This is a genomic window from Aequorivita sp. CRS11 (assembly GCF_059693805.1).
Window position 1 is genome coordinate 25,544 of the sequence record NZ_JCATIG010000014.1, and the last position, 14,825, is coordinate 40,368.

At 40.0% G+C, this 14,825-nt stretch carries 14 protein-coding genes; all 14 read left to right on the top strand.

Going from position 1 to position 14,825, the window contains the following annotated elements; genetic code table 11:
• Positions 1-5: 5 nt before the first annotated feature.
• Complete coding sequence (locus AC58DT_RS15190) at positions 6-491, top strand: GNAT family N-acetyltransferase (protein WP_497217654.1); 486 nt, start codon at positions 6-8, stop codon at positions 489-491.
• Between the two features lie 93 nt (positions 492-584).
• On the top strand, positions 585-1,457 hold the full coding sequence (gene prmC / locus AC58DT_RS15195; RefSeq protein WP_497217655.1) for a peptide chain release factor N(5)-glutamine methyltransferase: 873 nt from the start codon (positions 585-587) through the stop codon (positions 1,455-1,457).
• Positions 1,441-2,031 (top strand): LOG family protein, encoded by a 591-nt coding sequence (locus AC58DT_RS15200; protein ID WP_497217656.1) that lies wholly within the window; start codon positions 1,441-1,443, stop codon positions 2,029-2,031. Before prmC ends, AC58DT_RS15200 begins: the two co-directional genes overlap by 17 nt.
• 96 nt (positions 2,032-2,127) lie before the next feature.
• Positions 2,128-2,832 carry an aquaporin Z gene (gene aqpZ, locus AC58DT_RS15205; protein WP_497217657.1) on the top strand — a complete coding sequence of 235 codons (705 nt, stop codon included), beginning with the start codon at positions 2,128-2,130 and terminating at the stop codon, positions 2,830-2,832.
• 83 nt (positions 2,833-2,915) lie between these two features.
• Positions 2,916-4,910, top strand: coding sequence for an NAD-dependent DNA ligase LigA (ligA, locus tag AC58DT_RS15210; RefSeq protein WP_497217658.1), 1,995 nt, complete (start codon positions 2,916-2,918; stop codon positions 4,908-4,910).
• 280 nt (positions 4,911-5,190) lie between these two features.
• Entirely contained in the window at positions 5,191-5,709 is a 519-nt protein-coding gene (locus tag AC58DT_RS15215) for a DUF6913 domain-containing protein (protein ID WP_497217659.1), read from the top strand.
• 1 nt (position 5,710) lies between these two features.
• The gene (gene dapA / locus AC58DT_RS15220; RefSeq protein ID WP_497217660.1) at positions 5,711-6,586 is read left to right on the top strand and encodes a 4-hydroxy-tetrahydrodipicolinate synthase; all 876 of its coding nucleotides are present in this window, start codon (positions 5,711-5,713) and stop codon (positions 6,584-6,586) included.
• Between the two features lie 138 nt (positions 6,587-6,724).
• The gene (locus AC58DT_RS15225) at positions 6,725-7,534 is read left to right on the top strand and encodes an outer membrane protein assembly factor BamD (RefSeq protein ID WP_497217661.1); all 810 of its coding nucleotides are present in this window, start codon (positions 6,725-6,727) and stop codon (positions 7,532-7,534) included.
• A 12-nt stretch (positions 7,535-7,546) separates the two neighbouring features.
• Positions 7,547-7,876 (top strand): DNA-directed RNA polymerase subunit omega, encoded by a 330-nt coding sequence (locus AC58DT_RS15230; protein WP_497217662.1) that lies wholly within the window; start codon positions 7,547-7,549, stop codon positions 7,874-7,876.
• Positions 7,877-7,947: 71 nt separating this feature from the next.
• Entirely contained in the window at positions 7,948-9,171 is a 1,224-nt protein-coding gene (gene coaBC / locus AC58DT_RS15235; RefSeq protein ID WP_497217663.1) for a bifunctional phosphopantothenoylcysteine decarboxylase/phosphopantothenate--cysteine ligase CoaBC, read from the top strand.
• Positions 9,164-10,054, top strand: a complete 891-nt coding sequence (gene porD, locus AC58DT_RS15240) for a type IX secretion system protein PorD (RefSeq protein ID WP_497217664.1) — start codon at positions 9,164-9,166, stop codon at positions 10,052-10,054. Before coaBC ends, porD begins: the two co-directional genes overlap by 8 nt.
• A 138-nt stretch (positions 10,055-10,192) precedes the next feature.
• A complete protein-coding gene (gene recN / locus AC58DT_RS15245) occupies positions 10,193-11,845 on the top strand; it encodes a DNA repair protein RecN (RefSeq protein ID WP_497217665.1) in 1,653 nt (550 codons plus the stop codon).
• 69 nt (positions 11,846-11,914) lie between these two features.
• Positions 11,915-12,733: an enoyl-ACP reductase FabI gene (locus tag AC58DT_RS15250; protein ID WP_062623121.1), complete on the top strand. Its 819-nt coding sequence runs from the start codon at positions 11,915-11,917 to the stop codon at positions 12,731-12,733.
• A gap of 152 nt (positions 12,734-12,885) precedes the next feature.
• The coding region (locus AC58DT_RS15255; protein WP_497217666.1) for a choice-of-anchor J domain-containing protein at positions 12,886-14,825 on the top strand (1,940 nt) is incomplete at its 3' end.

The window sequence follows — 14,825 nt, forward strand, 5'->3', positions numbered from 1 at the left end:
TTAGAATGGACACACCAATTATCCGTCTTATTGAAAAGCAGGACAATCCGCAAATAGCCAAGGTAATACGCAGGGTCTTGGAAGATTTCAACGTGCCAAAGGTTGGTACCGCCTATGCCGATAAATCATTGGATTGTATGTTTGAAACCTATCAAAAACCGAAGGCTGCTTATTTTGTGGTGGAAGAAAACAACAAAATAATTGGGGGCGCCGGGGTTGCAAAATTGGACAATTATGAGGGCAACGTCTGCGAGCTCCAAAAGATGTATTTCCTGCCCGAAGCTAGAGGCAGGGGAGTGGGCGCACAGATGATGGAATTCTGCTTGGCAAAAGCACGCGAGTTCGGTTTTGAAAAAATATACCTTGAAACCATGGAATACATGACCCACGCCCAAAAGCTCTATAAACAGGCAGGTTTTGAATATCTTGATTGTGCAATGGGAGACACTGGCCACTATTCCTGCCCGGTGCATATGCTTAAGACTTTGTAAACCCCAAATCACAAACCCCAAATTCCAAATCCCAAACGATAGAATCCATAATATCCAAAGAATCCACAGCATCCACAGCATTAATAGAAACTTTTGAAAATATCAGAACTTAAATCCAATTTCAAAAAAACTCTTTCAGGATTATATCCTTCGGAAGAAGTAGAATCGTTTTTCAACATTCTTTCTGAAAAATACTTAAACCTTTCCCGAATAGAAATTGCTTTAAACCCTGATAAAACCGTTTCAGAAATGGAAGACGAAAAATTTCAGAAAGCAATCCTTCGCCTAAAAATCCACGAACCCATTCAATATATAATTGGAGAAACAGAGTTTTACGGACTTCCTTTTAAAGTGAACAAACACACCTTAATTCCCCGCCCGGAAACAGAGGAATTGGTGGAATGGATATATAGTGAATTCAGCAATCAACAATCAACAATTAACCAGCAACAATTTCTCGATATCGGCACCGGCAGTGGTTGCATCGCTATTTCTCTTGCAAAGTATTTACCCAATTCAAAAGTTTCGGCATTGGACATTTCCGAAGAAGCCTTAAAAATTGCCCGTGAAAATGCTGAAACGAATAAAGTGGAAGTTGATTTTTTTCAAAAGGATATTTTAGCCGCGGAAACACTTCCGAAGAAATATGACGTCATAATTTCCAACCCGCCCTACGTTCGCGAACTTGAAAAAAAGCAGATGCAGCAGAACGTTTTAAAACACGAGCCAGAGTCAGCGCTATACGTTGGCAATGAAGACCCATTGCTGTTTTATCGGACCATTTCCCGCTTGGCAAAAAACCATTTAAACCCAAACGGCAAACTCTTTTTCGAGATTAATGAGTATCTTGCTTATGAATTGACCGACCTTTTAAGAGGCGAAGGATTTAAAAACATTCAAGTAAAAAAGGACATCTTTGGAAAGGATAGGATGATAAAATGTAACCTAAATGAACCAGCTAAATAAAATATGCGTTTTTTGCGGCAGTAGCGACGGCAACGATCTCGCGATAACCGATACAGCTGAAAGACTGGGTGAAATCTTTGCCGTGCGAAATATTACGTTAGTTTACGGCGCTGCCAAAATAGGCGTCATGGGCACCATTGCAAAAAGCGTTTTGGACAATAACGGAAAAGTCATTGGCATCATCCCCAATTTTTTAAAGAAGAAGGAAGTTGTGCATCTGGGACTTACGGATCTTATTACAACCGAAAATATGCACGAACGCAAACTAAAAATGCAAGAGGAAAGCGACGGCTTCATTGCACTTCCCGGCGGCATGGGAACTTTGGAAGAGCTTTTTGAAATAATAACCTGGCTTCAGTTGGGGCTCCACCAAAAACCCATAGGCCTCTTAAATATCAATGGTTTCTACAACGATCTTATAAAAATGCTTGAAACCATGGTTCGCAAAGGTTTTCTTTCCATGGAAAACTACAACCTACTATTGGTAGATTCGAATCCAAATCAATTGCTGAAAAAGATGCAGGAATTTAAAACACCCCAAATTCCAAAGTGGCTAAATTCCGACAGAACATAAGTCGTTATCAACATTTTAACCTTGCTTTTTAACAAAATTCTATTAATAGACTCGTTTTCTTAAATTTAAGTTGTCTAACCTCTTAAATAAGTGATTATGAGTTCCTCAAAAAAGTACTTTGCCGAAGCACTCGGCACATTTGCCTTAGTCTTATTTGGCTGTGGCGCCGCCACAATTGCAAGTGTAACCCAATCTGGTCCAGTTGGTATTGGTGTTTTAGGAATTGCCCTAGCCTTTGGATTTGCTGTTCTGGTAATGGTCTATACAATAGGGCCAATTTCTGGTTGCCACATTAATCCTGCCATTTCAATAGCTATGCTCGCTGCCGGAAAACTTTCCGCCAAAGATACGGTGGGTTATGTAATTGCCCAATGTATTGGTGCTGTTGCTGCCGCAGGACTTTTATACCTGCTCGCCACAGGAAGTGCAGGATTCGTAATGCCCGAATGGGGCTTAGGTTCTAATGGATGGGGCACTGGTTATGGAGGTGAATATAACATGACCTCTGCGCTTATCGCTGAGTTTGTCTTTACCTTCCTTTTTTTAATGGTCATTTTCGGTACAACTTCAGAAAGACACAATGCGCCAATGATGGCGGGACTTGCAATAGGTATTTCTTTGGCGTTGATACATATGGTTGTAATACCAATTACGGGAACCTCCGTAAACCCTGCCCGTAGTTTGGGCCCTGCGCTTTTTTCAGGCGGTATGGCCTTACAACAATTATGGTTGTTTATTGTAGCCCCAATTGCTGGCGGACTTTGTGCCGCTCTGGTTCGTAAAATTTTTATTGATGATTAATTGCTAATAATTTGTTGAAAATTTCAATAATAAACCTCACAGTTTTTAAAAAGCTGTGAGGTTTAAAATTTTATATTTGTTCCATGAACATCGAACAGCAAATCACTACCCTCCGCAACGAGCTCCGCGAGCATAACTATAATTATTACGTACTAGATGCTCCAACAATTTCTGACTTTGAATTTGACCAAAAACTAAAGCAGCTTCAAGAGCTGGAAAAAGCGCACCCCGAATTTTACGATGCCAATTCGCCCACGCTTCGGGTTGGTGGCGAAATAACCAAGAATTTTGAAACCGTGCCGCATACCTATAGAATGTTTTCTTTGGACAATTCCTATTCAAAAGAAGATCTGGAAGACTGGGAAAAGCGCATTGAAAAAATGGTGGACGGCAAAGTGGAATTCACCTGCGAGCTTAAATACGACGGTGCTTCAATTAGTTTGACTTACGAAAATGGTAAACTAAAAAAAGCCGTAACACGAGGCGACGGTTTTCAGGGCGATGACGTTACCGCAAACGTAAAAACCATACGTTCCGTTCCGTTGCAATTGAAGGGCGATTATCCGCCTTTGTTTGATATTCGTGGTGAAATAGTTTTACCCTTTGAAGGTTTCGCAAAGATGAATGCCGAAAGGGTAGAGGCTGGTGAAGAACCTTACCGAAACCCAAGAAACACAGCTTCCGGCAGTTTAAAATTGCAGGATAGCTCCGAAGTTGCCAAACGTCCATTGGAATGTCTTTTATACAGTTTAAAAGGCGCAAGGCTTCCCATAAAAACACAATTTGAAAGCTTGGAAAAAGCACGCGACTGGGGTTTTAAAGTACCCAAAGCCGCCAAACTCGCCAAAAATCTGGATGAGGTTTTGGAATTTGTAAATTATTGGGACATTCACCGCCACGAACTTCCCTACGAAACCGATGGGGTGGTGGTGAAGGTGAACAATCTGCAACAGCAGGAAGAGCTTGGCTACACCGCCAAATCGCCGCGCTGGGCGATGGCATATAAATTTAAGGCAGAGCAGGTTTCCACTGTTTTAAATCAAATCACTTATCAGGTTGGAAGAACGGGTGCAATCACGCCCGTAGCAAATTTGGAGCCTGTGGAATTGGCGGGAACCATTGTAAAACGCGCTTCCCTGCACAACGCAGATCAAATTGAAAAGTTGGACATTCGCGAAGGCGATACCGTTTTTGTTGAAAAAGGCGGCGAGATTATTCCGAAGATAATCGGGGTGGATTTTAAACAGCGCGATCCAAATTCTTCGCCAACAAATTATATAACCGAATGTCCCGAATGCGGAACAACACTAGTGCGAACCGAAGGGGAGGCACAGCACTATTGTCCCAATACCGAAGGCTGTCCGCCACAGATTATTGGGCGCATCCAGCATTTCATTTCCCGAAAGGCTATGGATATTGAAGGTTTGGGAGGTGAAACTGTAGCGCTTTTAGTAAACAATGGTTTGATAAATAATTACGCCGATTTGTATCTTTTAAAGGAAGAGCAAATAATTCCGTTGGAAAGAATGGCGCAGAAAAGTGCCGAGAATATGATAAACGGAATTGAAGCTTCCAAAGAAATTCCTTTCGAAAGAGTGCTGTTCGCCTTGGGAATTCGCTACGTTGGTGAAACCGTTGCCAAAAAGCTGGCAAAGCATTACAAAACAATAGATGCGTTGAAAAACGCTTCCGAAGAAGAATTGACAACCGTTGATGAAATCGGCCAACGCATCGCCCAAAGCGTGGTTTCCTTTTTCGCTTCCGAAGAAAATATTGTAACCATAGAACGGCTGAAAAGTTATGGAGTTCAGTTGGAAATTTCCGCTGAAAAACTCGCCAATCAAACGGAGGTTTTACAAGGAAATACCTTTGTAGTTTCAGGCGTTTTTACAAAAGTTTCGCGCGACGAACTTAAAAAACTGATTGAGGACAACGGCGGCAAGGTTTCCAGCTCCATTTCGTCCAAAACAAATTATGTGGTGGCGGGCGACAATATGGGGCCGAGCAAGAAAACCAAGGCCGAAAGTTTGGGAGTCGCCATCATTTCCGAAGACGATTTTTTGCAAATGATTTCATAGGGAAAGTTAAGGGTTAGGGGTTAAATGTTAATAGGGAAAAGGATGCCTCCGATGAATTTTTTAAAGTGGAACATCATTCCGAAGGAATGAAATATTTATAGAAATTATTTTATTGTGCGAACATACGACCCCGTGGTTGAATCTTCTTCGTGTTTCATTGTTCTATAAATATTTGAACCCTTCGGGTTCGGAAAAAAATATTGTTTTATAATGATTTCATAATTGGCAGAGAATAAATTTTGAAAATAGCTATTTTTGCCACACGAGAATTGGGCATTCCATGTTGAAAAAAGTAAAACATCATTCCTTAAAAAAACACACCGAAAAAAACCTGACGGAGCGTGATATTTCAGAAAGGAATACATCTTTAAAGTATTTGGGTTTTTTGGTGGACGAAGCTTTTTATGATGATTTTGAAATGCTTTATGAGTTTGGAAAGGAACTCGGTTTGCAGCGAAAAGATGTAAAACTTTTCACTTTTGTGGAAACGCGAAGAAAAATTCCTTCGCTTCGACAAAATCAAATAACCAATAAGGAATTTACATGGCGTGGCGAAATACACAATCAAAACGCACAGGAATTTCTCGATTTTCCGTTTGATGTGCTAATTGGCTTTTACAAAGGAAAACATGAATTTCTGGGCGCAATGGTTGCGCAGAGCAAAGCGAAATTCAAAATAGGTTTTAACGGGGCCGATGAACGGCTTTTCGATTTACTTTTAGCCGTTGATCTTCAAAAACCAGAAGCTTTTAAAAGTGAAGTGAAAAAATATTTGAAAATTTTAAACAAAATAGAGTAGTATGAAAGAATTGATCGGAACGGGCGTAGCATTGATAACACCATTCAAAAGTGACTTTTCCGTAGATGTGGAAGGTCTTAAAAACGTGGTAAATTTCAATATTGAAAATGGAATTGACTATTTGGTGGTTTTGGGAACTACTGCCGAAAGCGCCACGCTTTCAAAAGAAGAAAAACAGTTGGTTATCGATACAATTGTTTCTGCAAACAAAGGGCGATTGCCTTTGGTTTTAGGGATTGGTGGCAACAATACCCAAGAGGTTGTTTCTGAAATGAAAACTCGCGACCTTTCCACTTTTACGGCTATTCTTTCAGTTTCGCCTTTTTACAATAAACCTACACAGGAAGGTATTTACCAACATTTTGCTGCAATTGCAAAGGCTGCTCCGTTGCCTATAATTTTGTATAACGTTCCGGGAAGGACTGCTTCAAACATGTTGCCGGAAACGGTAATCCGTTTGGCAAATGATTTCGAAAAAATTGTTGCGATTAAAGAAGCGGCAGGCGATATTGTTCAGGCTATGAAATTGATTTCTGGATGCCCAAAGGATTTCTTGGTAATTTCAGGTGACGATATGGTTACGTTGCCAATGGTACTTGCCGGCGGAGCTGGAGTGATTTCCGTTATCGGCGAAGGTTTTCCAAAGGAATTTTCAAAAATGGTGAAATTAGGTTTGGATAGAAAAGTTGATGAAGCCTATGAAATTCATTATAAAATAGCTCCGGCAATCGATTATATTTTTGCGGAAGGAAATCCGGCCGGAATTAAATCTGTTTTTAAATCTTTGGGAATTTGCGGTGATACAGTGCGCCTTCCGCTGGTGGGCGTTAGCGATGGTTTGCGGGTCAAAATTGATTCTTTTACAAAAAATTTCTGAAAAGGTTCTTTTCCCGCTATGCGTTAAATATTTCAAAAGGCTTGCAAATAATAGGCTTGAGCGCAATATTTTAGCCGAAGAATAAGTTTTGTTCAATCATGTTTAATTTCCTATTTTTGCACGATGTTTTTTAAGCCCATGCGATTACCAATTTTTATTATACTTTGTTTAACCATACTTCTTTCATCCTGTAGCCAATATCAACAGGTTTTGCGAAAGGATGATATGGGGAAAAAATACACCTTTGCCGATTCGCTTTATAGAATTGGGAAATACAAGAAAGGCCTTAAATTGATGGAACAATTGGTGCCTGCCTACCGAGGAAAACCACAAGGTGAAAAATTGATGTTCATCTACGCAAATACCTACTACAGTTTAGAGGATTATTATCTTGCGGGATATCAATTTGAAAGATTTACCCAAGCCTATCCACAGAGCGACAGTGTTGAAATAGCGGCTTTTAAATCTGCGAAAAGTTTTTATCAGCTTTCACCAAGATATTCTTTGGACCAAAAAGATACCGATAAAGGACTTGAAAAATTGCAGGAATTTATAAACCAATATCCAAATTCAGACAAACGCGCCGAGGCAAATACGTTGGTAGCGGAGTTGCGAAATAAATTGGAAAAGAAGGAGTTTGAGGTTGCAAAACAATATTTGCACGTTGAGGATTACAAAGCTGCCATTGGCGCCTTTGATAATTTTATTACAGATAATCCGGGCTCTATGTATAGAAAAGATGCCTTTTACGGAAGATTTGTAGCTGCCTATAAATTGGCCGTAAACAGTATTCCAGTTTTGGTGCAGGAACGTCTGCGCGATGCAAAAGTTTATTACAATAATTTTATAAAATATTATAAGGATACAGATTTAGCTCCTGAAGCAATGGAATTTTATCAGGATATAGAGAGCAGAATTGTACCTTTAGAAACAGAACCCACTATTTAATTAATTTTTATTATGGATATTAAAAATTCAGATGCGCCAATCAATACCGTTACGCTTGACAAGAATAAAATTGACGAGCCTACAAACAACATTTATGAGGCTATTTCGATTATCTCGAAACGTGCCGCACAAATAAACGGTGACATCAAAAAAGAACTTTTGGAAAAACTTGACGAGTTTGCCACTTACAACGACAGTTTGGAAGAAATTTTCGAAAACAAGGAGCAAATTGAAGTTTCAAAGTTCTACGAAAGACTTCCAAAGCCACATGCTTTGGCAGTACAGGAATGGCTAGAAAATAAAATCTACTACCGCAACACCAAAGATGAAGTAGTGGAGTAATAAGTTATTCGTTAAAAGTTAATGGTAAAACGTAACTTGAAACAAGTAAGCTGAAACTGGAAACAAAAAAAATGGCTGTTTTGAACGGGAAAAATATCTTGCTTGGCGTTACCGGCGGGATTGCCGCGTACAAAACAGCTTTTTTGGTTAGACTTCTAGTGAAAAAGGGAGCTAACGTAAAAGTGGTTATGACAGATTCAGCAAAGGAATTTGTAACCCCACTTACCCTCGCAACGCTTTCAAAGAATGAAGTTTTTTCATCCTTCACTGATGAAAAAGATGAGAACAGCTTTAAAGAGCCCCAATGGAACAACCATGTAGAATTGGCCTTGTGGGCAGATTTCTTTTTGATTGCTCCCGCCACTGCCAATACACTTTCCAAAATGGCAAATGGCGCCTGCGATAACCTTTTGCTTGCGTGCTACCTTTCGGCAAAATGCCCCGTGTATTATGCCCCTGCAATGGATTTGGATATGCACCAACACCCATCAACGGCAGAAACCTTTAAGAAACTTGAAAGCTTCGGAAATATTCAAATTCCCGCAGCTTTTGGCGAATTGGCCAGCGGTTTGGTAGGGCAGGGCAGGATGGCCGAGCCTGAGGAAATTGTTTCCTTTTTGGAAAATGATTTACTGAAAAAACTTCCGCTACGCGGCAAGAAATTTTTGATTACCGCTGGGCCAACCTACGAAGCCATTGACCCCGTTCGTTTCATTGGGAACCACTCCAGCGGAAAAATGGGTTATGCAATTGCCGAGGCTTCTACTTCATTTGGCGCTGAAGTTGTTTTGATTTCAGGGCCCACTGCTTTAAAACTAGAAAATGATTTTGTAAAAATCGTTCGCGTTACTTCTGCGGAAGAAATGTACAATGCCGCGCACGAATATTTTGATATATGTGATGTCGCTATTTTAAGCGCAGCAGTTGCCGATTATCGCCCTTCGGAAGTTGCTTCTCAAAAAATTAAAAAGAAAACTGAAGATTTAACGCTTCGTCTTACAAAAACAAAAGACATATTGGCTTCGCTGGGCGAAATAAAGAAAGACCAATTTCTGGTTGGCTTTGCTTTGGAAACCGAAAACGAAGAAGAAAATGCAAAATTGAAACTGAAAAAAAAGAATTTAGATTTAATTGTGTTAAATTCGCTTCGGGACAAAGGCGCGGGCTTTCAAACCGACACCAACAAAATTACTTTGATAACCAAAGACAATAAAGTGCTTCCTTTTCCTGTTAAACCTAAAAAAGAAGTAGCAAAAGATATTTTAGAATATATTATAGAACAGACAAATGCGTAAAATTTTACTTTTCTTATTATGTGCTATCACTGTGTTTTCTGCACAGGCCCAAGAACTTAATTGCACAGTGTCCATAGACGCCGAACAGACCGGACAACCTAATTTGCAGATTTTCAGAACGCTGGAAACCCAATTGCGGGAATTTGTGAACAATACGAAATGGACCAATATGGAATACAAAAACCAAGAACGTATAGATTGCAACATGACTTTGGTTGTAAGTGAATATGATGGCGATTCCTTTACTGCCACATTACAAATACAATCCTCCCGTCCCGTTTTTGAATCTACTTACGATACCCCGGTTTACAATTATTTTGACAAGCAAGTTAGGTTCAATTATAAAGAATATGAGCCGTTAACTTTTAACATCAACAGTTTTGGTTCAAACCTCGTATCTGTAGTTGCATTCCACGTGTATACAGTTATAGGCTTGGATGCCGATACTTATTCACCAAATGGCGGAGCGCCTTATTTTGAAATTGCAAAACAGATTACAAATACCGCCGCTTCCAGCAATTTTCAAGGTTGGAAAGCAACTGATGGCAACCAGTCCAGGTTTCGTTATAACGATGCTTTATTGTCGTCGGTTTATAAGGAATTTCACGATGTGATGTATCAATACCACCGCGAAGGAATGGATATGATGGCCTCAGACCAAAAGATGGCAAAACAGAATGTTGCAGAGGCTATCAATAAATTGAAAGGCATTAACGATCGCAGGCCGAATTCATTTTTGGTGCGTACGTTCTTTGATGCTAAAAGTGACGAAATTCAAGCCATATTTAGCGGTGGGCCACAGGTTGATATTACAAAACTGATCGAAAACCTAAATAGGTTGGCGCCTACCAAACGAAGTAACTGGACTGAAATCAAATTTTAATTTTTCTTTCAACAAGGGTATACCAGTTAATTTCTTTCTTTTAAATTTATAGATTCGAAGTTCAATGTCCAAAGTTGGATATTGAATATAGATTATTGAAAAATCTTAGGTCTCATATCTAAAATCTAACGTTTAATTTTGATAACCAGTCTTGCCATAAAAAACTATGCGCTTATTGAAGATATTCGCGTGGATTTAAATGAGGGGCTAACAATTATTACAGGTGAAACAGGCGCTGGAAAATCCATCATTTTAGGTGCATTGGCACTTGTTTTGGGAAAACGTGCAGATTTGAGCAGCGTAAAAGATCCTTTAAGAAAGTGCATTATTGAAGGACATTTTTCAATAAAGAATTACGAACTGCAGAATATTTTTCAGGAAAACGATCTTGATTATGAACCCAACACTATAATCCGTCGCGAAATATTGCCCGGCGGAAAATCACGAGCATTTGTAAATGATACTCCCGTGGCCTTAACACAATTACAGGCATTGGCGCCGTATTTGGTTGATGTTCATAGCCAGCACGAAACCTTAGAAATCGTTTCCGAAACTTTTCAAATGGAAGTGATTGATGCCTTGGCTGGAAATGCCGAACTTTTAAAGACGTATAAGTCACAATTTGAAGATTTCAAAAAAACTTCTGAAGCACTTTCAAAATTAAAACATCAAAAAGATGCTGCTTCCAAAGAACTGGATTACAACACTTTTCTTTATAATGAGCTGCAACAGGCCAACCTAAAAAAGTTGAACCAGCAAGAGTTGGAAGAAACGTACGAAACCCTTAATAATGCCGAAGCAATTCAAGAAGCGCTTGCCAATGCAAACCAGCTTTTGGATGAAGAGCAGATAGGCAGCTTGCAAACAGCCAAGGAAGCGCGAGTTTTATTGGGAAGAATCAAGGAGTTTTCAAAAAAATTTGAAGGTTTATGGCAACGTTTGAACAGCGCCATTATTGAAATGGAAGACATTGCTGCAGAAATCAACAATGCCGCTGAAAACATTGAAGCAGATCCCGAAATGTTGTTTCAGGTTAATGAAAAGCTACAAGCGCTTTATAAATTGCAACAAAAGCATGCGGTTTCTTCTACGGAAGAATTAATCAAAATAGAAGAAGATCTTGAGGAAAAAGTAAATACTACCCTTGGCCTGGAAGGACAGATTGGCAATTTGGAAAAACAAAAAGCGCAGTTGCGTGAAATGGCTTTAAAAACAGCCAAAAATCTTCATGTAAAAAGAATGGAGGCAATCCCCACACTTAAGAAAAAGCTTGAAGAGACGCTTTTTCCATTGGGGTTGACCAATGCGCAATTTCAGTTTGAACTTATCTCTTCGGAAGAATTTAAAAATAATGGAACCGATACGTTGCAATTATTGTTCACGGCAAACAAAGGCTTAGCTTTCGGACCATTAAAAAAAGTTGCCTCTGGAGGCGAAATGAGCCGTATTATGTTAGCCATTAAAGCAGTTTTGGCTGAATATAAAAAACTGCCTACTATCGTTTTTGATGAGATAGACACAGGGGTTTCGGGTGAAATAGCCAATAAAATGGCAGATATTATGTGCCAGATGAGCAAAAAAATGCAGCTGTTGAGCATTACACATTTACCGCAAATTGCCGCCAAGGGCGACAACCATATAAAAGTTTATAAAGAAGATACTAATGAGGTTACCGCTACTTACCTTAAGCATTTGAATGAGAATGATCGTATTGTAGAGATAGCGCAAATGCTAGGCGGAAAAAATCTTTCTGAAGCGGCTATAGCCAATGCAAAGGAATTATTGAATTAAAACGTATCTTTACTTTTCAAAGGAAATTTTTAATAAGAAAATCTATTCAACCATAAAATAAATTAAAACATGTCTTATAATCTACTTAAAGGAAAACGTGGAATCATCTTTGGAGCGTTGGACGAGAATTCAATAGCTTGGAAAACCGCAGAGCGCGTTCACGAAGAAGGCGGAAAGTTTGTACTTACCAATGCGCCCATCGCGTTGCGAATGGGACAAATTAATGCACTGGCCGAGAAAACTAATTCTGAAGTTATTCCTGCAGATGCTACAAGTTTAGAGGACTTGGAGAATTTAGTAACAAAAGCTACCGAAATCTTAGGAGGCAAGTTGGATTTTGTATTGCACTCTATTGGAATGTCTGTAAATGTTCGCAAAGGCAATCACTATACCAGCCAGAACTATGACTTTACCCATAAAGGTTGGGATATTTCCGCAGGCTCATTTCATAAGACCATGCAAGTACTTTACCAGAAAGATGCAATGAACGAGTGGGGGAGTATTATAGCATTGACCTATATGGCCGCACAGCGTGTTTTTCCAGATTATAACGATATGGCAGATAACAAGGCCTATTTGGAAAGCATTGCGCGCAGTTTTGGATATTTCTTCGGAAGAGATAAAAAGGTTCGCGTTAATACTATTTCGCAATCACCCACCCCAACTACGGCAGGCCAGGGTGTAAAAGGATTTGATGGTTTTATCAGTTACGCAGATAAAATGTCTCCTTTGGGTAACGCAACTGCTTTAGACTGTGCTAATTACACAGTAGCTATGTTTAGCGATTTGACAAAACGGGTAACACTTCAAAATTTATACAATGATGGTGGGTTCTCTAACATGGGGGTTAGTGATGCCGTGATGGAAGCTTTTGTAGAAGGAAAGTAAGGCTTTTCTTTCAATAATTTAATTGAATCCTATCCAGATTTATCGGGATAGGATTTTTTTATTTTTACGGACAAACTAGTTGTGGTAAATATTTGTGATTAACATAATTTTAGGTACATTTAGTCACTTATTAACTAAACTAATATTTAATTATGAAAAGAATTACAATGCTAATTTTTGCCTTGATTGCTATGGTAAGTACCATAGAGGCACAATTTCTCCAGCCAAATTCTTCGATCTACGGATCTAGAAGCTTAGGTGTAGAAAACAAATCACAATCAATTGAGCCCACTGAACGGCAAAGAAACATAGAAAGTTCAGCAACTTACAATCCAAATCAACCTGCAAATTTACAATCACAGAGTTTTGTTGTAAATAATAGAAACCCACAAGCAACTTTGCTTGATGAAGGCTTCGATGATATTACCACATTGCCAGGTGCCGGTTATAGTTTTGTAAATGTTAGTGATTCACAAGGATCAACAGATTGGTTTCAAGGAAACGATGCTGTCTTTCCAGCACAGTCGGGTGCTCCTACGGCATATATTGGAGCAAATTTCAACAACACTGCCGGTAGCGTAATCAATAACTTTATGATAACCCCTGTACTCGAATTAGAGAATGGTGATGTTGTAACTTTTTGGACACGATCAGTAACGGGTAGCACCTTTCCGGATAGATTGGAAGTGCGGCTTGACCCAACAGGGGCCAATACTGACCCTTCTGGGCCTGCAGATGTAGGTTCATATACAGAACTACTTTTGGAAATAAACCCCACCTTAACCCAAGGAGGCTATCCAGAGGTTTGGACGGAATTTACCATTACCATTTCCGGGCTTTCAGGAGCTACCAATACAAGGGTAGCCTTTAGATATTGGGTTACCGATGCTGGACCAGTAGGTAACAATTCAGATTATATAGGGATAGATACCTTGACCATTGAAGAAGGCACTGGCGGAGGCGGTGGAGTTTGCGGTAGCCCTATTTTGGAAATTAACCAAGATGTGGATGATACCTGTATGGCGAATATTACACAAACAGGTTTGGCGCAATCTTACATTCCGCTTGAGGCAGAAGCTGCTGGAGCGGGTATTAAGTTCAGGGATCCATCAACAGGTCTGAACGTTGACCTTTCATTATGGGATGGTCTTCCAAACGCTGGAGGAACTATGCTGGCAAGCGGAACTACCCAAACTGATGGTACCAACTGGGCCGATGTTTATTGGGATCCGGTGGTAAACGTTACCGTGGGTAATACATATTATATAGTAATTGATGGAGATACTGCATTGCCTTGTATTTCAGGATCTACAAATGACCCTTATCCTGATGGTAATGTATTTGCAAATGCTGGCTATAACCCATTCCCGACTTTTGACTATACCTTTAGAACGTATAGCTGCGATAGTGGTGGACCTGCTTGTACTAGTACAGCATATGACAGTACTGCTGTTCCATTTGATATTGATGGTGCCGGAACCAGTACGTCAGATTGTGCCAATGCCCCTAATCTAATTCCCGTGACTGTTTCGGATATGGGAACAATTGGTTCTGGAGCGACCTTAGAGAACATAACAATTGATATTGCACATACTTTTACTGCAGATCTCGATCTTTATTTGGTTTCTCCAAACGGAACGGAATTATTGCTTGCCAATGATCTTGGCGGTGGAACAGATGATGGTTATAATGGAACTATGTTTGAAGATGGCGGTGCAGATATTACCCTGGCTACTGCTCCATTCGGTGTGGGGCCTTATGAGCCAATGGGAGGAACCTTTGCAGCTGCTTTTGCAGGTGAAGAAATAATGGGTGACTGGAATTTGAAGGTTTGTGATGATGCAGGTGGAGACACCGGGCAAGTCCTTCAATTTTCAATGTCTATATGTGTACCTCCTGTTATCACAAATGATGATTGTGCTAATGCATATGCTTTAGCTTGTGGCGACAGTGTAGTTGGAGAGACGCTGACGGCGACGGATTCTGGCGGGAACGCAGCCCCTGATGTGTTCTACAAGTTCACTGGCACGGGTTCTGCGCAGTTGGTGACCATTTCGCTTTGTGGCGGCGGTACGGACTATGACTCTGTGCT

Coding starts and splice junctions, on each gene's coding strand:
- dapA (WP_497217660.1), top strand. CDS start 5,711: ATGAAAGAATTGATCGGAACGGGCGTAGCATTGATAACACCATTCAAA.
- AC58DT_RS15215 (WP_497217659.1), top strand. CDS start 5,191: ATGTTGAAAAAAGTAAAACATCATTCCTTAAAAAAACACACCGAAAAA.
- AC58DT_RS15200 (WP_497217656.1), top strand. CDS start 1,441: ATGAACCAGCTAAATAAAATATGCGTTTTTTGCGGCAGTAGCGACGGC.
- AC58DT_RS15230 (WP_497217662.1), top strand. CDS start 7,547: ATGGATATTAAAAATTCAGATGCGCCAATCAATACCGTTACGCTTGAC.
- AC58DT_RS15225 (WP_497217661.1), top strand. CDS start 6,725: ATGCGATTACCAATTTTTATTATACTTTGTTTAACCATACTTCTTTCA.
- AC58DT_RS15190 (WP_497217654.1), top strand. CDS start 6: ATGGACACACCAATTATCCGTCTTATTGAAAAGCAGGACAATCCGCAA.
- aqpZ (WP_497217657.1), top strand. CDS start 2,128: ATGAGTTCCTCAAAAAAGTACTTTGCCGAAGCACTCGGCACATTTGCC.
- ligA (WP_497217658.1), top strand. CDS start 2,916: ATGAACATCGAACAGCAAATCACTACCCTCCGCAACGAGCTCCGCGAG.
- porD (WP_497217664.1), top strand. CDS start 9,164: ATGCGTAAAATTTTACTTTTCTTATTATGTGCTATCACTGTGTTTTCT.
- AC58DT_RS15250 (WP_062623121.1), top strand. CDS start 11,915: ATGTCTTATAATCTACTTAAAGGAAAACGTGGAATCATCTTTGGAGCG.
- coaBC (WP_497217663.1), top strand. CDS start 7,948: ATGGCTGTTTTGAACGGGAAAAATATCTTGCTTGGCGTTACCGGCGGG.